The sequence below is a fragment of the Paenibacillus sp. FSL W8-0919 genome, from assembly GCF_038003785.1.
Classification (GTDB): Bacteria; Bacillota; Bacilli; order Paenibacillales; family Paenibacillaceae; genus Paenibacillus_AQ; species Paenibacillus_AQ lactis.
In genome coordinates this window covers 1,528,182-1,551,937 of the sequence record NZ_JBBOPV010000001.1, presented here as the reverse complement: position 1 = coordinate 1,551,937, position 23,756 = coordinate 1,528,182, and the positions used below count along the sequence as shown (strand labels likewise).

21 protein-coding genes are annotated in these 23,756 nt (G+C 54.7%); 9 read left to right on the top strand and 12 right to left on the bottom strand.

All coding sequences use genetic code 11. The annotated features are described in order from the left end of the window. Window positions 1-62 precede the first annotated feature (62 nt). The 3 genes from NST44_RS06765 to NST44_RS06755 all read right to left on the bottom strand — a co-directional run bounded on the left by NST44_RS06765 (window position 63) and on the right by NST44_RS06755 (window position 1,960). Window positions 63-560, bottom strand: coding sequence for an SRPBCC family protein (locus NST44_RS06765; protein ID WP_340898479.1), 498 nt, complete (start codon window positions 558-560; stop codon window positions 63-65). Window positions 561-643: 83 nt separating this feature from the next. Next, window positions 644-961 (bottom strand): ArsR/SmtB family transcription factor, encoded by a 318-nt coding sequence (locus tag NST44_RS06760; protein ID WP_244152668.1) that lies wholly within the window; start codon window positions 959-961, stop codon window positions 644-646. 261 nt (window positions 962-1,222) lie between these two features. Further along, window positions 1,223-1,960, bottom strand: coding sequence for an HAD family hydrolase (locus NST44_RS06755; RefSeq protein WP_340898478.1), 738 nt, complete (start codon window positions 1,958-1,960; stop codon window positions 1,223-1,225). Between the two features lie 341 nt (window positions 1,961-2,301). Here NST44_RS06755 and NST44_RS06750 point away from each other — a divergent pair, with 341 nt between their 5' ends. Continuing rightward, complete coding sequence (locus NST44_RS06750) at window positions 2,302-3,183, top strand: class I SAM-dependent methyltransferase (protein WP_340898477.1); 882 nt, start codon at window positions 2,302-2,304, stop codon at window positions 3,181-3,183. A gap of 205 nt (window positions 3,184-3,388) precedes the next feature. On the opposite strand, the gene NST44_RS06745 is transcribed toward NST44_RS06750, so the two are convergent. From NST44_RS06745 to NST44_RS06720, 6 genes are all read right to left on the bottom strand, one after another. After that, window positions 3,389-4,540 carry a glycerate kinase gene (locus tag NST44_RS06745; RefSeq protein WP_340898475.1) on the bottom strand — a complete coding sequence of 384 codons (1,152 nt, stop codon included), beginning with the start codon at window positions 4,538-4,540 and terminating at the stop codon, window positions 3,389-3,391. A gap of 90 nt (window positions 4,541-4,630) precedes the next feature. Then, a complete protein-coding gene (locus NST44_RS06740; protein WP_007128932.1) occupies window positions 4,631-6,190 on the bottom strand; it encodes a solute symporter family protein in 1,560 nt (519 codons plus the stop codon). A 128-nt stretch (window positions 6,191-6,318) separates the two neighbouring features. After that, window positions 6,319-7,830 (bottom strand): solute symporter family protein, encoded by a 1,512-nt coding sequence (locus NST44_RS06735; RefSeq protein ID WP_007128933.1) that lies wholly within the window; start codon window positions 7,828-7,830, stop codon window positions 6,319-6,321. Between the two features lie 4 nt (window positions 7,831-7,834). Next, window positions 7,835-8,140 (bottom strand): DUF485 domain-containing protein, encoded by a 306-nt coding sequence (locus NST44_RS06730; RefSeq protein ID WP_007128934.1) that lies wholly within the window; start codon window positions 8,138-8,140, stop codon window positions 7,835-7,837. Window positions 8,141-8,608: 468 nt separating this feature from the next. Further along, the gene (locus NST44_RS06725; protein WP_007128935.1) at window positions 8,609-9,409 is read right to left on the bottom strand and encodes a LytR/AlgR family response regulator transcription factor; all 801 of its coding nucleotides are present in this window, start codon (window positions 9,407-9,409) and stop codon (window positions 8,609-8,611) included. Beyond that, a complete protein-coding gene (locus NST44_RS06720; RefSeq protein ID WP_007128936.1) occupies window positions 9,396-11,165 on the bottom strand; it encodes a LytS/YhcK type 5TM receptor domain-containing protein in 1,770 nt (589 codons plus the stop codon). The genes NST44_RS06725 and NST44_RS06720 overlap by 14 nt, the downstream gene beginning before the upstream one ends. A gap of 273 nt (window positions 11,166-11,438) precedes the next feature. Here NST44_RS06720 and NST44_RS06715 point away from each other — a divergent pair, with 273 nt between their 5' ends. The 4 genes from NST44_RS06715 (at window position 11,439) to NST44_RS06700 (ending at window position 16,162) form a co-directional block, all read left to right on the top strand. Further along, on the top strand, window positions 11,439-12,071 hold the full coding sequence (locus NST44_RS06715; RefSeq protein ID WP_007128937.1) for a hypothetical protein: 633 nt from the start codon (window positions 11,439-11,441) through the stop codon (window positions 12,069-12,071). A gap of 339 nt (window positions 12,072-12,410) precedes the next feature. After that, window positions 12,411-13,223, top strand: a complete 813-nt coding sequence (locus tag NST44_RS06710) for a CPBP family intramembrane glutamic endopeptidase (RefSeq protein ID WP_007128938.1) — start codon at window positions 12,411-12,413, stop codon at window positions 13,221-13,223. Window positions 13,224-13,293: 70 nt separating this feature from the next. After that, window positions 13,294-15,564 carry a sensor histidine kinase gene (locus tag NST44_RS06705; RefSeq protein ID WP_340898468.1) on the top strand — a complete coding sequence of 757 codons (2,271 nt, stop codon included), beginning with the start codon at window positions 13,294-13,296 and terminating at the stop codon, window positions 15,562-15,564. Beyond that, on the top strand, window positions 15,530-16,162 hold the full coding sequence (locus tag NST44_RS06700) for a response regulator transcription factor (RefSeq protein WP_340898466.1): 633 nt from the start codon (window positions 15,530-15,532) through the stop codon (window positions 16,160-16,162). Before NST44_RS06705 ends, NST44_RS06700 begins: the two co-directional genes overlap by 35 nt. Window positions 16,163-16,218: 56 nt before the next feature. Here NST44_RS06700 and NST44_RS06695 read toward each other — a convergent pair whose 3' ends face one another. Both NST44_RS06695 and NST44_RS06690 read right to left on the bottom strand, forming a co-directional pair. Then, window positions 16,219-16,668, bottom strand: a complete 450-nt coding sequence (locus NST44_RS06695) for a threonine/serine exporter family protein (protein ID WP_213616160.1) — start codon at window positions 16,666-16,668, stop codon at window positions 16,219-16,221. Window positions 16,669-16,729: 61 nt separating this feature from the next. Continuing rightward, the gene (locus NST44_RS06690; RefSeq protein ID WP_340898463.1) at window positions 16,730-17,485 is read right to left on the bottom strand and encodes a threonine/serine exporter family protein; all 756 of its coding nucleotides are present in this window, start codon (window positions 17,483-17,485) and stop codon (window positions 16,730-16,732) included. A gap of 359 nt (window positions 17,486-17,844) precedes the next feature. Here NST44_RS06690 and NST44_RS06685 point away from each other — a divergent pair, with 359 nt between their 5' ends. The 4 genes from NST44_RS06685 (at window position 17,845) to serS (ending at window position 21,693) form a co-directional block, all read left to right on the top strand. Further along, window positions 17,845-18,369: a PadR family transcriptional regulator gene (locus NST44_RS06685; RefSeq protein ID WP_007128943.1), complete on the top strand. Its 525-nt coding sequence runs from the start codon at window positions 17,845-17,847 to the stop codon at window positions 18,367-18,369. 96 nt (window positions 18,370-18,465) lie between these two features. Further along, complete coding sequence (locus tag NST44_RS06680) at window positions 18,466-19,188, top strand: ABC transporter ATP-binding protein (protein ID WP_340898461.1); 723 nt, start codon at window positions 18,466-18,468, stop codon at window positions 19,186-19,188. 87 nt (window positions 19,189-19,275) lie between these two features. Further along, a complete protein-coding gene (locus NST44_RS06675; protein WP_340898459.1) occupies window positions 19,276-20,049 on the top strand; it encodes an ABC transporter permease in 774 nt (257 codons plus the stop codon). A 333-nt stretch (window positions 20,050-20,382) separates the two neighbouring features. Continuing rightward, entirely contained in the window at window positions 20,383-21,693 is a 1,311-nt protein-coding gene (gene serS / locus NST44_RS06670; protein WP_340898457.1) for a serine--tRNA ligase, read from the top strand. A 145-nt stretch (window positions 21,694-21,838) separates the two neighbouring features. Here serS and ltrA read toward each other — a convergent pair whose 3' ends face one another. Continuing rightward, window positions 21,839-23,230 (bottom strand): group II intron reverse transcriptase/maturase, encoded by a 1,392-nt coding sequence (gene ltrA, locus NST44_RS06665; protein ID WP_213617299.1) that lies wholly within the window; start codon window positions 23,228-23,230, stop codon window positions 21,839-21,841. Window positions 23,231-23,756: the final 526 nt, after the last annotated feature.

Below are 23,756 nucleotides of genomic sequence, written 5' to 3'. Positions count from 1 at the left end.
ACGCCCATCCTTGCCCTATTTCTCAATTTGCGCGTGGTGGGAAAACTCCAACCATCAGGTCGTTATGAAGGAAATTCGATCGTACCCGTCTCCAAGAGCTGCTTCAGCCCTCCAAACATCAGGCTCCAGCCGTGTTCCGAAGAGCTGTTGTATTCATTTAGCGCCCGCTCCACGTCCTCGGCGGTCCAACCTTCCTCATGCGGCACAACGATCACCTGCGTAAACGTCATCTCGCAGCCGTCCTCAACCCGCTTCAGCTCGACGGTGACGATATCCTCGGTATCGCTGAATTGCGGCATTCTGAAGGTGAAGACCAGCCTGCGGGGCGGATCGATCTCCCGATATTCTCCGATCGCCCGGTAATCCTTCCCTCCGCGATGGTCGACTATCTCCCAAGTGCCGCCGACATGAGGCTCGTTTCTGGCGATTTTATTGGTCGCCTCCATCGTAAATAGCCACTTCCGCATCATCTCCGGATTCAGCCAGGCGTCAAACACCCGCTCGGGGCTCACTTGAAATATGCGCTTCATGACCAGAGTCGTTGTCGAAGCATTCTCCATAGCTGGAACTCATCCCTTTCTGCATTCAAAATCATCAGGCCTTCCTGTTACCATCGTTACCTCCTCGAGCGAGGTGCAACCCTTTAATGCTCCTCCTTCTTCGCTTTATAGAGCTCGCGCTCCAGCGCGTCGAACTGTTGCGTCCAGAAGCGCTCATAGAATCGAAGCCATTCAAGCGCCCTGGCCATGACATCCCCATTGAGCCGGCAGGTATGGATCCGGCCCTGAACCGTTCGTTCCAGCAGGCCGGAGCGCTCCAGCACCTTAATATGCTTGGAAGCGGCGGCCAGCGACATGTCGAAGGGCTCGGCCAGCTCGGACACCGTCCGTTCCCGCGAAGCGATCATCCGAACCATCTGCCTCCGGGTCGGATCGGCCAGCGCGTGAAAGATATGATCCAATTGTTTCTCATCATTATGTTCAACCATATGGTTAACTATAGGGGATCGCAAATTAAAAGTCAACCATTTGGTTGAATATATATCGTAAAAATATGAGCTGTCTCTTCAACCCGATTCGTCCAGCGATGCCGGAAGAACGAAGCCTTTTACTTTCATATGAGCCAAGCACCGCGCGCTGACACCCACGCACGGTGCGGTTTATCTGGCAGCCCTCTGGACCGCCGCTTGAGGAATGTTTCGAGATATAAAGAGGAGAGTATCTTAAGAACCTAAAAGCCCGTTAAGCATACGTCCGAGCTCCTCATAGCTGGTCGCCACATGATGGGGCTTATGCTCCGATTCAGGCTCAACCCCGCGGTGATTAAACCAAATGACATGCCAGCCGGCCGCCAGGGCGCCGACCACGTCATTGCGCCAGGAATCTCCGATATAATAACAGCGTTCCGGCATGGTCCCCGTCCGTTCGTTCACGTGACGGAAGATCCGGGCATCCGGCTTGTCCCATCCGACCGCCCCGGATACGAATATGCGCTCCTGCGGAATCAGATCCCCCAGCTTCATGGCCGTAATTTTGTTCATCTGATGGTCTGCCGGCCCGTTCGTTATTAACCCTACAAGATGCCCGGCATCCTTCAATGTCTGAAGCAGCTCGCGAGCGCCATCGAACATGGTAATCTCATATTGCTGTCCTAGATACGCCCGCTGAACCGCTTCGGCTTCCTCACGGGTCAGCTGTATCCCGAACTCCGCCAAGGCCAGCTGAAAGCGGCGGGTTCTCATATCCTCAACCGCGTCCCCGTAAGCCGCCGTACCGGCCCCTCCAAGCTCTTCGGACAACCGGTCGCTGTAATACCGCATCCGGTGGTAGGCCTTTTCATATGGGAAGGATTCCCGGGGCTGCACAATCGCCTGCAGTGCATCCCGAAACGGTGCCAAATGGTCGTATAACGTATCATCTACATCAAAGAAAATCCCTTTCCGTTCTGATTGCCCAGTCATGTTCATCCCTCTTCCTATCATCGGGTCGCTTGTCTCTATCGGGATCATGCATCCACATCAATATGGTATGCTTGCCGGTAAAATCATCTGTGACCGGTTCCCTGCCACCCTGATCTTCTAATTCCTCTATTGTACATGCTGGACCTCCTGTCACACCACCCCACCCGGGCCGCCAGCTGCTTAAGGCCATGTCCCCCTCCTTTAGGGATGAACCCCTGTTTACCAACGGCGCGCCCCGCTCCCCGCTCCATCTGTAAATATGTTCCTCCGCTATGATAAGATAGTTACAAACGAATGAGCAGCCAGTTCCATCGAGAAACGAAAAAGGAGATGAATCGCTTATGACCAAGGACTTGACCGAAATATGGCAAGGTGAATCCGTTCCCGAAGGCAACCGTGTCAGCAACGTGGAGCGCTTTAGCGGCTTCGAAGACACCTATGACCGGCACCGCCCGGAGGCGCCGGAGGAGGTCGTTACCCTGCTCACCGGATATCTGAGCCGCAGACCTTCGCTTGTCGTCGATCTGGGCTGCGGGACCGGATTGTCGTCTTTTGTATGGAAGGACGCTGCGGACCGGATTATCGGCGTTGAGCCTAACGATGATATGCGGGGAAAGGCTCTCGCCAAATTGCAGTCCCTCACGGAGCAGGGGGCTGACGGCCATGCCCAATCGGGCGCCATTACCTTCGTCTCCGGCTATTCGAATCAGCTGGCGCTGCCGGATGGGGCTGCGGACATCATTACCTGCTCCCAGTCCTTTCACTGGATGGAGCCTGCCAGTACTTTAAAGGAGGCCGCACGCGTGCTGCGCGAGGAGGGCGTATTCGCCGCCTACGACTGTGACTGGCCGCCCAGCCTCACCTGGAGAATCGAGCATGCTTATCATGAGCTGATCCGGCTGGCCGATGACATCATCGACCGCCGCGTAAATCCGGAGGATCAGGCTTACAAAGGGGATAAAAACGAGCATTTGAAGCATATCCGGGAGAGCGGACTGTTCCGGTTCTCCAAGGAAATCGTTTTCCATCACGTCGAGCCGTTTACCGCAGATCGTTACACCGGGCTTGCCGTCAGCCAAGGCGCCATCCAAACCGTCTTCAAGTTAAATCAGCCTGAGCTTCACGAGAAGATCGCGTCATTCCAAGCGATGGTGAAGGAGTATTTCCAGGAACGAACCCTTCCGCTCATGCTCAGCTACCGCATGCGAATCGGCATTAAATAACCTGGGCAGCATAACAGCAGCAGGGGCAGCCTCTCCCGTAAGAAGAAGCTGCCCCTGCTGTTGTTAACATATCAGGTCGTCCGGGCGAGGACGAACATCGTGCAGGAAGTCATCACTAAAGTGCGCACCGGGAGTTGCACACGGTTGCTAGGCTAAATTCAAACGGAATGCCAATCCAGCCGGTCAACCAGTCAACCGGCCAGGATCATCTCCGGTTCATCGCCTGCATCAGGCGGATGATATTCTCCGAGGTTCTCTCCACATTCCGCCTCCCGCCCGCCAGCGCCTCCTCCAATGTGGAAGCGCCTGGCATAATCCCGAATATCGCATCAATTCCCAGGCCGTACAGGACCTCGGCTCCGTCGCCGACCCGCCCAGCCAGCGCCACGACCGGCTTGCCGTGCCGCTTCGCAACCTGGGCAACGCCAAGCGGCGTTTTGCCGTACTGCGTCTGGAAATCCATCGCGCCTTCTCCGGTCCATACCATATCGGCCTGCCGGATTCTGTCCTCCAGTCCGGTGAAATCGACGACCATTTCGATCCCCTTCCTTAGGTTCCCGTTCAGGAAGGCCATCAAACCTCCGCCCAGTCCGCCCGCGGCCCCGGCACCCGGTACGTCTGCAATATCCTTGCCGAGCTCCTGCTTAATCACCTCGGCATAATGGCGGAGATTGCGATCTAAAATTCGGATCATATCCGGAGTCGCCCCTTTCTGAGGCCCAAACACGCTGGAGGCCCCCCTCTCCCCGCAAAGCGGGTTCGTGACGTCACAAGCAACCTCCACCTGCACATCCTGAAGACGGGAATCGAAGCCCGACAAGTCAACCCTAGCAAGGCGCCCCAGCTCCCCTCCGCCATAGTCAAGCTCCTTGCCTTCCGCATCCAGCAGTCTGCCGCCCAGCGCCTGCACTACTCCGGCTCCGCCATCATTCGTAGCACTGCCGCCGATGCCGACCAGCAGCTTGCGGATTCCGTGGCCCAGGCAGGCTCTGATCAGCTCCCCCGTCCCGTAGGTCGTCGCCGCCAGCGGATTCCGCTCCGCCGGCGGCACGAGATGAATCCCGCTGGCACTGGCCATTTCGAGGATGCCGGTGCTGCCGTCGCCGGAAATGCCGTACGAGGCCATTACCGGATGCCCCATCGGACCCGTCACCCTTCGGGTATAAACCGTACCACCTGTCGCATCCACGAGGGATTGCATCGTTCCTTCTCCGCCGTCCGCCATAGGCACATGAATGCAGGTGACATCCGGACTTCCCTTCTTGATGCCGCGTTCCATCGCTTCACATACTTCCTTGGCTGTCAAACTCTCTTTGAAAGAGTCAGGCGCCAGCACAATGACGTAGTCCCGTTTCACGTTATCCCCTGCCAATCCTCATAATTTCAAGTCTCTTTGTCGCTTCAGGCGTCTTTTGATTGTTCCGGTCATGAATCCCCTTAGTCCTTTTCAACCTGCTTCCCGCGTTCGGATCTCGTCCGGGGCGACATGAGCGATCGTCTGCATGATCTCGAACTGTCCCCTCGAGCTGGTTCTGCGTGCCAGCAGCGTGCCGAGGATGCCGCCGGCGAACCCGATCGGAATCGAGACGATCCCCGGATGCTTCAGCGGAAATATCGCCTCGGCCCGGATCCAGCCCGTAACCGGGTCCATGACGTTCGGGCCGATCGCGATGAGCGCAAGGGACGATACCAGCCCGCAGGTAATGCTCGCCATCGCGCCGAAGGCGTTAAAGCCGCGCCAGAATAGGGTGAACAGCAGCACGGGCAAGTTCGCCGAGGCCGCAACCGCGAAGGCAAACGAAACAAGGAAGGCGACATTCAGCTTCTGCGCTCCGAGCGCGAGCACAATGGAAGCCGCGCCGACCACGATTGCAGACAGCTTGGCCACCTTCATTTGCTGCGCCTCGCTCGCCTGCCCGCTGCGGAAAATGCTGCTGTACACATCATGGGCAAAGGCCGATGAGGCGGTGAGCACGAGACCGGAGATCACGGCCAAAATCGTGGCGAACGCGACCGCCGATACGAATGCCATGAGAAACTCGCCCCCGAGTGCGCTGGCCAGCAGCGGAATCGCCAGCTCCACCCGCTCCGACAGCGCGGACCAATCCACGAAGGCGGCCGCCCCGAAGCCGAGGAAGATCGTCATCACGTAGAAGATGCTGATCGTCACGGTCGCCGTCTTCACCGACAGCCGAACCGCGCGCGGATCCCTAACCGTATAAAAGCGGGCAATGATGTGCGGTAGTCCGGCCGTGCCCAGTACCAGCGCCATGTTGAATGAGATCATATCCAGCGGGTGATCGAACATATTCCCCGGCTTCAGGAACTGTTCCTTGAGCGGTGTTCCATGCTCCATGGAGGCAAACAGCCCCAACAGATCCCAATCAAACCGTGACAGCACGATAAGGCTGATCATTAGCGTGCTGCTCACCAGCAGAATAGACTTCACGATCTGCACCCAGGAGGTTGCAAGCATGCCGCCGAAGGTAACATATACGGTCATCAGACCGCCGACAAGCACGATGGCCCATGAGGTCTCCAGGCCGAACAGCAAATGGACAAGCCAGCCTGCTCCGACCAGCTGGGCAATCATATAAAAGACCGTGATCATCAGGTTATTGAGCGCGATTAATCCGCGCAGCCGTCTCTCTCTGAACCGGACCGCAACCGCATCCGCCATCGTATACCGGCCCAAATTATGAAGCGGCTCGGCGATGAGGTATTGCACAATCACATAGGAGGCCAGAAATCCGATCGAATAGAAAAATCCGTCAAAGCCGTACACCGCAATCGAGCCCGCAATGCCTAGAAAGGACGCGGCGCTTATATAGTCTCCCGAGATGGCCAGCCCGTTCTGGAGGCCGTTCAGCCGGTTGCCTGCCGCGTAGAAATCGTTCGTGCTGGTTGTCCTTCCCGCAGCGTAATACGTCATCATAAGCGTCCCGATGACGATCGCCAGAAAAAAAACGATGCCGGATATGTTCACGTACCAGGCCTCCTTATTCATATACGCTTAAGCTCCTTCTATCATTTTACGATAAGATGACAAAAAAAGGGTGACCCTCCTGCTAAAATGCAGGTAGAAGACCACCCATTTTTGAAATCTGAGCCCATATGAAGTACAATCGGCGCTGCTTATGCGCCCGTATTCGCCTTCACCAGCACTTCGGCATACTTCGCATCGTCCTTGGAGGAGGATAGGAATGTGCCGACGTAGGCGGCCAGGAATCCGAGCGGAATGGAGACAATGCCCGGATTGCTCATCGGGAACAGCGGCTCCCCGATCAGAATGGCCTTGCCCGCCGGATCCCATATATTCGGGCTGAGCGCGACGAGGATAACCGTGCTGATCAGTCCGGTCAGCATGCCGGTGATCGCGCCGGCCGTATTGAACCTTTTCCAGAATACCGTGAACAGGATAACCGGCAGGTTCGCGCTGGCCGCGACCGCAAAAGCAAGCGAGACGAGGAACGCGACGTTCATCTTCTGCGCAAACAGGGCCAGCAGGATCGAGACGACGGATACGCCGATCGAGGCATAACGCGCCATCTTGAGCTGCTCCTTCTCCGATGCGCTTCCGCGGCGCAGGATTTGCCCGTAGAAGTCGTGGGCGAACGCCGATGCCGCCGACAGCACGAGGCCGGTTACGACCGCGAGGATCGTAGCGAAGGCAACGGCCGAGATGAGGGCGAACAAGAAGTCGCCGCCGATGACCTTGGCCAGCAGCGGGGCGGCCATGTTGCCCGCATTGTCGACTGCGGTAATATCGGACGCCCCGACGAAGGCAGCAGCACCGAAGCCGAGGAAAATCGTCATCACGTAGAAGATACCGATGATCCATGTGGCGTAGACGACGGAGCTGCGAGCCGTCTTCGCGTCTCTGACGGTGAAGAAACGGATCAAAATATGCGGCAATCCGGCCGTGCCGAGCACGAGCGCCAGGTTCAGCGAGAGCGTCTCAAGCGGGATTTTGTACTTGTTGCCGGGATTCAGGAAGGCCTCCTTCAGCGGTGTGGCCGTCTTCATATGCTCGAACATATTCGTCAGGCTGAAGTCGAATTTCGCAAATACGATGATCGAGATGATGAAGGTTCCGGCCATCAGCAGCACCGCTTTGGAGATCTGCACCCAGCTGGTGGCATGCATGCCTCCGAACACGACATAGATGGTCATCAGCACGCCGACGATCAGTACGGACGTCACGTAGTCCAGACCGAGCAGCAGCTTAATCAGCGCCCCCGCGCCGACCAGCTGCGCAATCATATAGAAGATGGAGATCGAGATCGTGTTGAGCGCAGCGACGCCGCGTACCTTCTTGTCTGCAAAGCGGGCGGCGATCATATCCGCTACGGTATACTTGCCCAGATTCCGAAGCGGTTCGGCCACAAGGTACAACACGACCAGATAAGCGACCAGGAAGCCGATACTATAGAAGAAGCCGTCGAAGCCGACCAGCGCGATCGAGCCGGCGATGCCGAGGAAGGATGCCGCCGACATGTAGTCCCCGGCGATGGCCGTGCCGTTCTGCCAGCCCTTGAGTCCTCCTCCCGCCGTGTAGAAATCGCTCGTATTGGTCGTCTTTTTGGCAGCGAAATACGTAATGACAAGCGTCAGCAGCACAATACCGCAAAACAAAGCAATCGCCATATGCCTATGCCCCCATATCCTTTTTGATCTCATCGGCAATTCGGTCGAACTGCGAAGCCTTGCGGGAGTATAGGATGCACAAGACCCAAGTCATGATGAACTGCGCGAACGCAAACACCCAGGCCCACGTGATCGGTCCTACGGCCGGACGATTCAGCACGTCGGTGTATGACGTAAGAATCGGCAATGCGAAATAAAACAGCAGGAAAAATACCGTCATCGGGACAATGAATCGTTTCTTGCGGGAGAGCAGCGTTTTGAATTTGTCCGAGTGCCATACTTCCGTATAGCCTTTTTCCTTCGCTTCCATTACTTTCCCCTCCATCCATGGCGGAAATTCGGATTAACCTGCGCCTTTTCGATTGTAAGCGCTTTAAATCGATTATATACGGCAGCCGCGGCTCCTACTACCGCTCCTGCGCAAAGCGTCGGATGAGCTGCGCGAAACGCCGAATTTGCCGTCTGGAAAGTGTCGTTTACCACCGCTTTCCAGACGGCAAATTCACATTCGTGAAGCGTTAGCCGATACAGGGGGGGGAAATGGCTCAGCGTGATCGAACACGTATTCAGCTGACGCCAAGGGGAAGCATTCCCGTATCAGATGCATTCTACCGACGCAGGTGAAAACGACTGCATTGAGTGTGTGCTGCCGACGCAGGGGGAAGTGACTGCATGGAGCGCGTGCTGCCGTCGCCCAGAGAAGCAACTCTGCATCGAAATGCATTCTGCCCTAACACTGGGGACGGAACGCTCCATGAGTCCGGGTGGCGTTAGAGGTCTACGCTTTTCGCAGCAGCCGGAATAAATCCTTAGCCGCCTCTCTGGATAGCGGGATCACCGTCCGCAACTCGTCTTTCATGACAATGTTATAAGCCCCGTTCGTCCAGGGCGACAGCTCGGCAATGCGGTTCACGTTCACCAGATAGCTCCGGTGCGGCCGAAAGAACGAATAGCCGGTCAGTCGCTCTTCCAGCTCCTGCAAGGTCTGCTTGCTCATGATCCGCTGTCCTTCCGCCGTGTGAATGGCGACGATCCGCTCTTCCCTAACGGCGTAAAGAATCGCCTCGGGATCGACCAGCACATGCTTGTCGCCGTCGTCCAGCAGCAGCAATCCGCTCATTTTGCCGGCCTTGGCTTCCGGCGGCTGCAGACCCCCCGGTCGTGCATGGACGGCTGCAGGCACAGTCGCGCCTGACAGTCCCTGACTTCCGGCATACCTGGCGCGGATCCGCTCGAGCGATTCCTTAAAGCGGATATGACTGTATGGCTTCAGCAAATAATCGATCGCATTCAGGCCGAATGCCTCAACGGCATATTCGTCATAAGCGGTCGTGAACACGATAAGCGGCGAGTGCGGCGAGGCTTTGAGCATCCGGGCAGCCTGCAGGCCTTCCAGCTCCGGCATATGGACATCGAGGAATACGACATCGGGCTGCCACTGCGCAGCGAGCTCCAGCAGCTCCCTTCCGCTCGCCGCATAAGGCAGCATCTCGATATCCGGCTCCTGCTCGAGCAAATAGGCCAGCTCTTCCCTTGCCAGCCGTTCATCTTCAGCGATCATCACTTTAATTCGCTTCACGGCAACGACTCCCTTCCAATACGCTGCAGGGGATGCGGAACGATATGCGCAATCCGCCCTCCGCAACATTTTCGATGATAAGCCTGGCTTCCCGGCCGTACATTCCCATAAGCCGCTGATTGATATTGTAAATGCCGATTCCCGTCCCGCCGCTCTCGTGAAGCGGCCGTTCTCCGAGACGCTCGAGCAAGACCGGCGATATGCCTGAGCCGTTGTCCTCCAGCAGGACGACAGCCATATCCCCGTCGCGCCTGAGCGTGAGCTTAATGAGACCGCCGCTGGCCGTATTGCGCAGGCCGTGCTTGATGCTGTTCTCGACCAGCATTTGCAGCGTGGCGGGCGGTATTTGCAGCTCCTCGAGTCCCGGCTCAAGCGCGCAATGAAAATTGAACTGGTCCTCGAACCGGATCTGAATAATGTCCAGGTAGGCACGCAAGAGCTCCATTTCCTCGCGGACCGTCGTGGCACGCGAGGCCATTAGCTTGGCATTCAGACGCATGAACGCGCCCAGCTGCATCGTCGCATGTCTCGCCAGCTGCGGGTCCGAGCGAATCAGGGAGTGAATCGCATTCAGCGTATTATACAGAAAATGCGGGTGGATCTGGGCTTGGAGCAGCTTCAGCTCCGCCTCTTTCATGAGCTTGGCCATATTCTCGTGGGAGGTGGCGCCAAGCTGATAAGAGATCAGCTGGCCCAGCCCCCGGGCCATCGCCAGCTCGACCCGCCCGATATCCTGAGGCCGCTTGAAGTACAGCTGGATGACGCCGACGATCTGGCTTCCTTCCAGCATTGGGACGAGGATCGCGGCGCCGAGCGACGGATGCTGCGGCTGGATATCCTCGGCATGATCCACTACGTGGAGCTCGCCGGTTGCAATCACTTTTTTCGCCATAGAGGAGCTGATCTCTTCTCCTGGCTCAATGGTCCGGCTGGCCGCCCCCGCATGGGCAAGGAGCCGCTCGGTGTCGGTGACCGCGACGGCGGTCGTTGTCTTGAGCTCCCTTAGCAGCAGATCGGCCACCGCCTGTGCCGTCCGGTACGTCAATCCTTGCTTCAGATGAGGAAGGGCTGCTTCGGCGATGTGAAGTGCCTTCTCCGTCTCGTACGCCGCGGCCCGTTCCTCTTCGGCAAGCGCCACCCGCAGCATCGTCGTGAACACGGCGATCGAGATGCTGTTCGTCAGCACCATCGGCAGACCGATCAGATTTACGAGCTCGATCGCCTTTAGGGAATCTTCAGCACAGATCAGGATGACACCCATGAACAGCACCTCGGCAAACATGCCGACAAACAGCGCCTTCGCCGGGGAGACCACCCGCTCCTGCGCGAAGAAGCGGGCGACGCCGCCGGCAAGCACGCCGATCAGCGGTGCCGTAATGGCACCTGCCAGTCCTGTATAGCCGCCCATATAGAGAAGATGCGCTCCCGCCAGAAGACCTCCGCCGAAGCCGACTCGGGGACCGCCCATCAATCCTCCGATCACAACGCCGACCAGGGCGGCATGGGCCAGCGCCTGATCCTTCGTCAGGGGCATCAGCCAAAAGGAGGTGCTGATGCCCCCCTCCTCCACAACCACCCCGGCATACGTGCCTAGAATGCCGAAGAGCCCGAAGAGGCAGGAGTAAAACACGCTTTGAACGCCCGATATCCCCTTCCGATCAAGTAATTGGCGGAACAGCGGAATTCGGGTCAATATAAAGGCAAGGATGAGCAGCATGCCCATCCGTTCGAACAGATGGAGCGCAAGCTCCTGCATAGGAACCTCCCTCTTCCCGCGTAAAATACGGCTTATGCTTCAGCTACTTAGCTTCATTTTGATGTCTGGTTATGGTTACATGATTGGTTACGGTTATGAATGAATTCGATTCCATTCCCACGCGAATGCGTTTTCAATTGATGCATGATGATTATAAGGCACAGGTTGCAGAGAAGACAATAAAAAGGAATATATGAAGCGAATGGCAAAATGATAAAGGGCTGCTCTTGTCTGGTGAAAGGCAAAACAAATGCAAGATAAGGGGGAAGTGAAATGAAGAAAAGATACTTACTAAAGTGGATTATAATAACTACCGTACTTGTACTGATTTCAAACCTGCTCCAATTTGTTGTATCCAACCGAGTTGGTGGGGACAAACTGCCTGTAACTTCTCAACCGATCCACGACAATAACAATAGCTACAATATATTTACGGATTATTCGAGTCGTATTCAAAGCACGTATAGATTGTTATTGGAGCTAGAAAATGATAAGTATAGTAAACCAAATGATGCCTTCTTATTGTCACAGGGATTTTTAATAGGAAACAGTACTGATTACTATTCAAATTTAGAAGTGTTAATCCAAGGTTTGGACAGCAATGATTATAATCATGAGCTTCATAACATTGTTGAAACGAATAAAAATTTGCAAACGATGATCTATAAATTAAACAGATATTTCTTTACTCAACGGAATAACGCAAAACTCCCTGAGAACTGGGAAGAGATAAAAGAATTACTCGCGAAAATAAGCACTCAATTAACTTCAGAATCTACAAAAGATGTGAGTCTGTATAATATTACGAGCTATCCTAAGGAATTTGTTACGAAATCCAAATACACGACTGCTATTTCAACTTTAAACAAAGATATCTTTAAGGTTATTGATTTAATTGATAATTAGGATCCTCCCCAAAAAAAAGCAGCTAAGGACCTTCGTCCTCGTTAACATGTGCGATAAAGCTTGAAATCCATTGTGAGATCCCTGGGGGTCGAACATTCTATCTTTTTAAACTGGACTAGGCAATATGAGCATCACGGTGAAATAAATGGTTGATTTGGGTACGAGTTCAATTCATTCCACGTTGGCCGGCAAAAATCCGCTGCGTGATCACGCAAAAAATTCGGCGTGCTTCCCCCCCGGAATCGTTGGGGAATACGGATTTCCTCCTAATCTAAGCCCTCTATAATAAGGAACATAAACAGCCATTGAATTGGTATCCTTATGTGGAGGGTTATTCTTATGCCTAAAATGCCGTCAACGTTCTATCAGAAAATTATTCATTTCTTCAATTTGTCTGATCCTGATTATGTCCGTTTCGTACGCTCATATGAAGCCAAGACGAAGAAGCAAATCGCGTTCTATCTGTTTCTTGGCCTTCTCCCCGGTCTGATCGCGTACTTATTCACCTTTCCGTTGCGTGAGCCGCTCATGAAGTGGACGGGTCTATCCTCTGTTTATGTACAGTTTATTGCTCTCGTCGTGATGTCGATCGGATGGCATATGCTCTTTCCTTTTTTGATGCTCCGCTTCAAAGACGGGCTGTCGTTCAAACAGTCCCTTGTTTACCTTGGTTTTGGAAAATTCGATCTGAAGGGAATACTGACCGTTCTGCCCCTCTTGACTGTCCTGTTCACAATACTTTCGCTGCCTTACATGAGATATGTGTATACACCGCTGTTTGAGTGGTTGAACGGGTTTTCTGCGCTTCATATGGGAGAATGGCATATTTTCAACCAGGGATATTACGATTTCCCGTTACCGCTGCTTCTGGTCGGCCTTGTCGGCAATTTCATCGGGGAAGAAATTTATTTCCGTGGCTATCTGCTGCGTAAAGTGGGGCGCTTAAAGTTTGACTGGCTGTGGATCTCCTTCATTTTCTATTTCTACCACATGTGGCAGGCTCCCATCAACTGGGCCCTCTTGCCTCTGGCAATCGTTACTCCATTCGAAATTTTAGTCAAGCTGCGGAAAAATATTTATGTAGCCATCCTGTTCCATCTGTTCACCAACTTTTTGTGGGGAGCCATTACACTCTATCTGGTAGGGGTGTGACGCAAACAAACCTGTTTGTCGTTCATCCACAGCAAAAAAGATAGTACAATGGCAGCAAGGGGGTTGCAGCTTGTCGACTATTCTGCGGAAATACAACTGGGTCATATACGGAACGGCCCTTTTATACCTTGTTGCAGCGGCCTACATCCATGTCGCTACGCTTCAAAATCCATATACCGGTTTATTGTTCCGCGAGGATCGTGGCGCATGGATCGTATCATCCGTCGATCGTGCAGGCCATGCAGCGCAATGGGGCGTTCGTATCGGGGATCAGCTCGTCGCGGTGGATGGCAAAGCACCAATTGATATGATCGAGCTCGGCAGCCAGTCATATTTGAAGCAATCGGGGACGCTTCTGTTCATGCGTGATGGACTGGGCACGATTGAAATGCGTAATAGCGCAAAATCATCAGACGTGTACAAGGGGTTGTTCACCGGTTGCGCGGAGCTGGCGCTGCTTGCCATCGGACTGGTGGCTTACCGGAAAAAGCCCGAGTCACATATGGTCCGTCTGTTTTATGCGCTGAATGTATCCATGGCAGCGACGCTGCTGTCCGTATACTCGACGGAGAACACGCTGACCGGATGGATTATGCCGTTGGTGGCGAGCTCGTTGCCTTACCTGTTGTTGGCTTTTTTCATCTCCTTCGTATTCCGATCTGTTCCCCGGTGGATCGGCCTGGTGCTGGCCTTATACCGTGTGATGGCCGCATTGTTCGCCGCGTATGCCCTGATCATCTTCTCACTGGGCGTTATTCCAGGTTGGACCCGGAGCGTCATCCATATGGGGCTGTTCGCAACATTTCTAGCTATATTCGCTATTGCGGCTGCCTATTGGAAAGCGATGGACCGTGCCGAGAAAAACAGCCTGCTCACGTTTGCGACAGCGCTAGCCTTCAGCCTTTTGCCCTATTTGTTCCTGTGTGCGCTGCCCGATCTGCTGTGGGGCGAATTTATGACGCCCCCGGACACGGCGTTGACCGGCCTCGTGGTCCTCCCGGCTTCCGTATTGTGGCTATTGGCACGACAGAAGCTGGTCGACATGCGCTTCTATCTTCCGCGACTGGCCATACACGGCTTATATATCGGGCTGATGCTCATTTTGATCGCTGCTCTCATTCGCAGCAGCGCTTCCAAAACAACGCTTGTGCTATGCGGCGCATTCCTTATCCTTGTGCTGATGCACCAGATGAGCATCAACAGCATCAAGCGACAACGGGAGCGGCGTGAAGACCGGCTTGACCGACAACGGCTGGAGATGTCAATCCGGCTTGCAGAACACCGCAATAGCCGCGACCTGCTGCGCATGCCTGCAGAGCTTGTCCATAGCGTAACGGAAATAGAGGGGTTGTGCTTTGTCTGGAATCGTGATACTGAAGCCGTCATCTACGGAACGGGGCGGTTTGCGGAAATCACGGAATTCGCCGATGCAGGCAAGCCAATTCCGCGGGAGGCGCTGTCAGGACACGGTTTCGAACAGGTGCTGGACCTTGTTGTCCAACCCGGCGAACCGATCATAGGCTATTTGGGATTAGGCGCGAAAAAAAACCGAACCGTTTTCACCTCGGAGGAGCTCGGGTTAATCGATAAGGTGAGACGGGAAACCGTTCGTTTGCTGACGAACACTGCCCTGCTTGATGAGCTGCGTCAAGCACGCGGCACATTGACCGGGGATCAATCCGAATACCGTCTAGTGGAAGCGCAAGAAGCGAAGCAGGTTCGAACGTCATACTATTTGCATGACCATGTTTTGCAAAACCTTATTTTTCTCTCCCGCGATCTGGAAGAATTGCATGATACGCAACAATGCAGCAAGCAGCACACAGCAATCTGGTTGAAATGTCTCTACGATACACAGCGCGACATCCGCCTGCTCTGTGATGATTTGTATCCACATATCGTCGATCAAGCGGGACTGGGTGACGCTCTGCGCTGGCTGATGCGTACGATTAAAGAGAATGGCGGGCCGACGACTAATCTCGTGAATGGGCTGCCGGAAACGCTATCTCCGTTATACAAGATCACATTGTTTCGTATTGTGCGGGAGCTTGCAAACAATGCGTTAAAACACGCCAAGGCGGACAATCTGACTATACGTTTATGGGAAACCCATGACGCGGTCCACTGTCAAATCAAAGATGACGGCATCGGAATAGATCCGGTTGCTGCAGGCGGGCGCGGATTCGGGCTCGCCACGATCGGAAGCCAGGTTGCACAATTCAAGGGTGATATCGATATTGACTCGGCAACCGGGCGCGGGACAAACGTCCACGTTTGGCTGCCGAAGCAGGAAGGGAGTTCAAACCATGGAGCAGCCCATCAAGGTGGTACTGCTGGATGACCATCCACTAGTCATGGAGGGGTTGAAAAATCGACTTGAGCGAGAATCAGATATTCGTGTAGCCGGAACATTCAATGACCCTCGCGAACTATTGTCTCAAATCGCATTGCTGCATCCGGATGTCGTCGTTATTGATATCTCGATGCCAGGCATGAACGGATTCGAGGTGCTAGAGGAGCTAAAACGAACTTATGGCACTTCAGTCAAGATGATCGTATTATCGGGATACGAGTACGACGAATATGTACATAAAGCTTTTGAGATCGGCGTGCATGCCTATTTGTCCAAGCAAGCGACCTACCCGCAAATCATGAATGCCATTCGACAGAGCCTGCTCGGTCACCGGCTGGTATCGGAGCGGATGACTGCTCTCCCCAGAACCGACCAATTGACACCGACGGAACGGGAGGTGTTAAAACACATCGCGTTAGAGAAAACGAACAAGGAAATTGCAACGGTGTTGTTGATGAGTCAACGGACGGTTGAATACCACATGACGGCCATTAACCGGAAACTCGGTGTCAAGACGAGGATTGGTGCGGTTTCCAAAGGCTATGAGCTGGGTTTGCTGGAGCGGCTGCATGATGAGGATAAGTGAACATTCCCGTGGTGTATTACGCCAGCGCTTATACTTGAAGCATTTCATAACCCAGCTTAACGCGTAACGGACCATTTTCGGATCACCTGGTTGATGACCTCCGAGAGCAGCAACCCGAGCGCGATGGCGCCAGAGATCATAAAAGCCTGTGCCCCCAGCTGCACGGCCTGATCGAACTGATTCTCCGCCACATGCCGGAGGGCATTGTAAGCAACCCCGCCCGGTACGAGCGGGATGATGCCCGATACGCTGAAAACGATGATCGGGGTCTTGTACTTCTTCGCAAAAAAGTGGCTGATCATCGTGACGCAGAAGGCCGCCACCACCGTGGCCGTCACCGGCTTGACCGCCATATCCTGTAGCAAAATATAGAGCAGCCAGCCCACCATTCCGGCAAAGCCGCATTGCAGCAACGCTTTCCGCGGCGCGTTGAAGATCATGCCGAAGGCGGCGGAAGCGATAAAGCTCGTCACGAGCTGCTGGATATAAAAGCCGATCACGGCCATCCTCCTCTACTCTATGGATTTTGATTAAAACCACCGATCCGGGATGTCCCACATCCCTCGGCTAGAATGAAAGCGTGAACGCCACGCCCGCTCCGATGGCAAACGACGTAACGAAGGCCTCCGCCCCCTTGGACAAGCCCGAAATCAGGTGACCGGCCATCAAATCACGAATCGCATTCGTGATGAGCAGCCCGGGCACAAGCGGCATAACCGAGCTGATAATGATCGTATCCAGTTCCTGCCCGATCCCGAGATTGACCAGCCATACCGAGACGATGCCAATGACAAGCGCACCCGAAAATTCCGCAAAGAACCGGACCGAAATGACCCGGTGCATCACCACAAAGCATGTAAAACCAAGCCCTCCGGCTACCGCAGCCGGTAGGAAGTCGGCCCAAATGCCGCGGAACATGATCAAGAAGCAGCCGCTGGCGACGGCCGAGAGCAGGATCAGCAGCCAGTTGGGATAGATGGACGGTTCTTGCTCGATCTGCTGAAGAGCCTGATACGCTTCTTCAATCGTCAATTCACCCAGGCTTATTTTTCGCGACACACTGTTGACCTTTTCAATCTTGTCCAAATTCGTGGTCCGGTCGGAAATCCGGATCAAGCGCGTAATATGCTGCGGTTCCTCCACGGAAAAGATGATGCCCGTCGGCGTCATATAGCTGTGGCTGTTCGTAACACCGAACGAGGCGGCGATCCGCATCATGGTGTCCTCCACCCGGTATGTCTCCGCTCCGCTCTGCAGCATGATTTTTCCTGCCAACAGGCAGACCTTGATGATGTCATGCTCCCGCTTCAATGATTCGTTCAATCCCAATCCTCCTGATGACAGCTTCCGATTCAACACGGTATGCCCCTATTATAGTATCATTGCCTCGATAAAGCATAGGATATGCTTTAAAGCATCGCCGCGGACAACAGACGGGCTTCCACCGCAAGTGCTCGGGGCAGTGTTCGTTTCAATCTCGCACCATGGTCTGGTAACTGGAGACTACCCCCGGTGGCCTCTAAAAAGAAGTCTTCCCCCGATCACAGCTTGACAAATGATTCCATCCTCCATATAATCACCTTAGTTGAATATCCAATGTTGGATATTGGATTCTGGATGATCCCTTATTTTCCGCCCTTATATTACAAGGAGTCTCAATTCATTCGAAAGAAGTGAACGACATGACCAATTTGATTCTGCTCTCATTCCTCCGCCAGCGTCCCATGCACGGATATGAGATCCAGCAGCTCATTCAGAGCAGCCGCATGGACTTGTGGACGAATATTTTGTCCGGCTCGATCTATTACGCGCTGAATAAAATGGAGCAGGACGGCCTCATTGTGGCCACCGCGGAGGAGCGCACCGGCGCCCGGCTTCGTAAAATATACAGCATTACGGACGCGGGGGAAGAGCTGTTCCAGCAGATGATCCGCGAAACGCTGACCCTGCCCCCGCACTCGGTCAAATCGGACTTCTCCCTCGGTCTCATCTGGATCGAGAGCATTCCGAAGCCGGAGGCGCTGGAGCTGCTGGAGCAAAATTTGCGGCAGGTCGAGGAATCGCTCGCCCAGTGGCGTTCAGGCAAGGAGATCAAGGGACAATACGGGCTCTCCAAGATCGCCATGGCCACCTTCGATAACGCCATCTCGCTGCTCGAGCAGGATGCCGCCTTTCTCCGAAACATCATGGACTTATTGCAGGAATAAGTGCCTCAGGATAGCTGCAGTTCAGACTGCGGCTTTCATTCACGGCATATATCCAACATTGGATAAATAACATTGGTTAATATAAGGAGGATGTAGATGATGCATACGAAAACCTTGATTCAAGCCTCGGGATTGACGAAAAGCTACGGCTCCCGCACCGTCGTAGACGGCGTGGATCTGGCTATCCGGGAAGGGGAGGTGCTGGCCATCATCGGGCCGAACGGAGCAGGAAAGTCTACGACGCTGGATCTGGTCCTTCAGCTCCGCCGTCCGGATGCCGGACGCGTGCTGTACTGGACGCAGGAGCCCGCGCGCCATATCGGGCTGCAGCTGCAGTCGACCCCGTTCTTTCCCGGCTTCACCGCGCTCGAGAACCTGCGGATGTTCGCAGCCTTCTACGGCCTGCGTCTCCCGGACTCGGAGCTGATGCGCCAGCTGAGCCGCTGCGGTCTGGAGGAGGCCGCGAGAACCGATGCGCTGCGGCTCTCCGGGGGCCAGCAGAAACGGCTCGCGATCGCCATGGCCCTGGTGCACGGGCCGAAGCTGATCGTGCTGGATGAGCCGACGGCCGCACTTGACCCTCGGGCACGCCGGGACATTCGGGAGCTTATTCGCTCGCTGGCCGAATCCGGCGCATCCATCGTCTTCACGTCCCATGACATGGAGGAGGTGCATAAGCTGGCGGGCCGGCTGGTGCTCATCAGCGGCGGAAGGGTCCGGGCCTCCGGCACCCCGGAGGAGCTGCTGGACCGTTACCAGGTCGATAGCCTGGAGGAGCTGTACATCCGGCTGACGGATGCGGATGCACAACCAACGTGAACGAACCTGGCAAGAGCGGGAGCGGCTAATGTCCCTCTCTTCTATGGCTTCTCGCGCCGAAACGAAAACCAAAAAGGAGGAATTTCTATGCTTACCATCATGAACACCATGCTGCGGGCACTCTTCCGCGATACCCACACCCTTGTCTGGAACATTGTCTTTCCCATTGCCATGCTGGCGGGGCTAGGGCTTTATTTTAACGACGGAGCTTATTCGTACCGCCTGCTGAGCGGTGTGCTCACGACCAATATCCTGTTCGGAGCAACGATGGTTACGGCCTTTAACGTGATGGCTCAGCGCAACCGGGGCGTCTACAAGCTGCTGCGCGCCACCCCGTTCCGTACCGCCTCGTTCGTCGCTGCGATGACAGGCTCCCGCACCGTGCTGGCGCTCCTCGTCAGTGCATGCGTAACCTTGATGAGCGTTGTGCTCCTTGGAGTGAAGCTGAATCTGCTCAGCCTGGCGCTGATGCTGACTGTCCTGCTGATCGGTACCGTGTGCTTTACCGCGCTCGGCTTTCTGGCCGCTAACCTGTCAAAGGACGAAGGCAATGTCAACATGATCTCCAACCTGATCAGCTTTCCGATGCTGTTCACCAGCGAGGCTTTCTACTCCCTGGACCATGCTCCGCAATGGGTCGTTACCATTGGCCATCTGCAGCCGTTTCACTATCTGGTGGAAGCCATGGGCATCGCCGTTCATCCTGAAGGGAATGCTTCCGGACTCTGGCTGCCGCTCGCCATCCTGATCGGATTTACAATTCTGTGCCTCGGGGCGGCCGTCTTGACCTTCCGCTGGGACGCAGATCAGCCTCCCTTCTGGAAGAAGCGGCAGGCCGGGCAGCAGGCGGCCTCGATGTAATGTTTCGCGTGCTGCCCCTTGTATAAAAGTGGCCTCTTGCGGTATACTGTACAACAATATCAGCATCAGGCCGATGAAGAGCATCCAACTCGGAGGCGTTTTCGCCAAGGGAACCGGGCAGCCGATCGATTGTAAGGTGCACCGTCCCCTAAGTTAACCGGGTCCGCCCGTTACTGCGGAATCAAGAGGATTGAATGAGGGCCCGCGGCATTGTTATACGCGCAGGTACGGTTCAATCAATTTGGGTGGCACCGCGAGCGCTTAAGCGTCCCTCGTCCCATATGGACTAGGACGCTTTTTTATTTTTCAATATGAAAAGGAGCGCGGTTAACCATGATGGACATGAAATGGATTCGGCAAAGCAAAGAAGCACAGGAGGAATTGCAGCGGGTAGCAGACCAGAAAGGGATCGCCCTGTCGGTGGAAAAACTGCTTGAGCTGGATGACAAGCGGCGGGCGCTGCTGCTGTCGGTGGAAGAGCTGCGCCAGCAGCGGAACGCGCTGTCGGAGGAGATCAGCCTCTTGATGCGTCAGGGCAGCAGAGAAGCGGCCGAACAAACGAAGCAGCAGGTCAAAACGATCAACGAGCGCCTGAGCGGCCAGGAGGCGCAGTTCCGCGAGGTTGAGGCCATATATCAGGAGCTTCTCCTGCTCATCCCGAATATCGTCTCGCCGGATACGCCGGTCGGTGCTTCGGATCAGGACAACGTGGAGGTCAGACGCGTAGGCGCGCCTCCTGCATTTGATTTTGAATATAAAGACCATGTCGCGCTTGGAGAGCTCCACGGCATGATCGACATCCCTCGCGGGGTGAAAACCGCCGGCACCCGGAGCTACTACTTGACGGGTATGGGCGCCCTGCTTCATCGAGCGGTGCAGCAGCTTGCGATCGATATGCTTGTTGAAAAGGGCTTTACCCTGATGGATGTGCCGCTGACCGTACGGACGGAGGCTATGCAAAACACCGCCTTCTTCCCGCTCGGCCAGGATCAGGCATTCCGGATTGCCGAGGAAGACAAATGGCTCGTCGGCACCTCGGAGGTCCCGCTGGTATCGTACTACAGCGGCGAAACCGTCGACGTATCGCAGCCGATCCGCCTGGCGGCCGCATCGATGTGCTTCCGCAGCGAGGTCGGCTCGGGCGGCCGGGACGTCTACGGTCTTTATCGCGTGCACCAGTTCGCGAAGGTCGAGCAGGTCGTATTGTGCGAGGCGAACGTGGAGACGTCGGAGCGGCTTCTTCAGGAGATCACGGCCAATGCCGAGGAGCTGATGGGCAAGCTGGAGCTCCCGTACCGGGTCGTTGCCGTCTGCACCGGCGATATGTCGCAGAAGACGTATAAGCAGTACGACATTGAGACATGGATGCCGAGCCGCGGGGCCTATGGCGAGACCCATTCGTCGTCGAACCTGCTCGACTTCCAGGCCCGGCGCTCGAACATCCGCTACCGGGATGCGGAAGGCAAGCTTCGCCACTGCCACACCTTGAATAACACCGCCGTCGCTTCGCCCCGCATTCTGATCCCGCTGCTGGAGAACCACCAGCTGGCGGACGGCTCGATCCGTATTCCGAAGGCGCTGCAGCCTTATATGAACGGGCTCGAGCGAATTGAAGCTCCGGCTGGCTTCGGCTTGGAGGAGTAAACTATAGATCCAGCGCAGAAAAAAGCAAATTCTGCTTCCCTCTAAGGGAATCGTAATCACGATCGGATAGGAGGCTACCCATTAGTTGAGTAGCCGACCTTCCACACCACCGTACGTACCGTTCGGTATACGGCGGTTCAATCGCTTAAGTGCAATTACGCAGACGCTCGTACTGCGCAGGAAAATCATAATATCCTGCCTGTACGAGTTTTTCGTTTGTAATCGAACGCTGTAGTATCGCGCTTCCGGCTATACGCCAGTAGCCCAGTCGAGAATTCCCCCATTGGTAGGCCTGCCACTGCGGCACCCCCAGCTTGCGTAGGTTCTGTACTTTTGTTCTTGGCTTCTTCCATTGCTTCCAGATGTACATGCGTAGCCGTCTTCTAACCCATTCGTTCCAGCTTTGCAATATCCGTTTCATGTCCGCCACGTAATAGTAGCCAAGCCACCCGCGAATGTAGACTTTCACCTTCTCCATAACTTCTCGTGCGTTTCTTCCTTGACTTCGGCTCGTCAGTTCTTTCAGCTTCTTCTTTGCTTTTGTGAGGGATTGCGGGTGGACACGAATATACAAGCCGTTTCTGTTCTTTCCCAATGCAAAGCCAAGAAATTTGAAGTGCTTCCGGGCCACTACACTGGTCACCTTGCTTTTCTGCGTATTCATCTTAAGTCTCAGCTTGTTCTCAAGATATTTTCTGCACGATTCCAGAAGCCGCGTCGCCGCCCGTTTGCTTTTGGCTAGCACCACTATGTCATCCGCATACCGGATGACCTGGACACCTCGGCTCTTCATCTCCTGGTCGAATTCGTTCAGGTAGATGTTGGCCAGAAGCGGCGATAGGGGGCCACCCTGGGGTGAGCCTTCCTCCGTCTTGCAATGAATCCCGTTTTCCATCACTCCGCTTTTTAGATATTTCTTAATCAGATCGGTAACGCGTTTGTCATGGATTTGTTTTCGCAAGAGATTCATCAGCAATTCATGGTTCAGTGTGTCGAAATATTTGGAGAGGTCGATTTCTACCGCGTATCCGTAGCCCTTTTGCGCGTACTCTTTTACTTTTCGTATGGCTTGCTGCGCGCTTCGCTTCGGGCGATAGCCATAGCTTCCATCTGAGAAGAGCGGTTCAAACAGGGGTTGCAGTTGCTGGGCGATTGCTTGTTGGATGACTCGATCCACGACCGTGGGTATGCCAAGCTTTCGCACTCCGCTTCCATCTGGTTTGGGGATTTCTTTGCGCCGTACCGGATTCGGCTTGTACCTTCCATCTCGAATACTTTGCAGCAGTTCGTCTTTGTTTTCCTGCAGCCACGGTAGTGCCGCCTCGACGGTCATTCCGTCGATTCCCGGCGCTCCGTGATTACTTTTGACCTGCTTGAAGGCCTTGTTCAGGTTGTTCCTGTTCAGTATCCTTTCCAGCAATTCGATTGCACCGTCTCTTTCTCTACTTTCCCGAGTGTCGATGCTCTGCGCTCCTGCATACTCTTCATGTTCCACACTATCCCTTTGCAGGCAGCCCTTACGGTTTTCTGCTTTCATTGCACCGATTCTCCTTCCTGTGTGTACTTGAGACTTACGATTGTTCAGCCCTTCCCAAAAAAAAAACTCGGTAGTATGGCTTCTGCTGACTTCTCACAGTAAGTTTTGCTCCGTGTTTCGGAATTTTTTTTTTTTTTTTTTTCCTACTCCACGTCTGTGAGACCTCCCCGGGTAAGAACGATAACCTTCCCCTCATCTATCTGCCACATCTACATAATGGGGTTCGGGCAGTATTGGACTTTGCTTTGTATGGCAAGCTCGTCCGCCCCACCATGCCTTCTATGTGATTTCTGTTCGTCAGACCGAGGGTTTGCCTCCGGCTTCCTTCAGATTCCGCCTCGCGGCGGACACCCTTGCCTTTGGCTAACAGTTCCTACTGCCAAGCCTGTAGCGGACTTTCACCGCCAAGTTATCGCCCATGCCGGGCGCACCATAAGAGGTGCCCCATAAGATTAGCAGATCTTGGGGGCACCTCTTTGGATTATGGAAAGAGCCCCCGCGATTCATTCCGCAGTCGCTGCTGCAT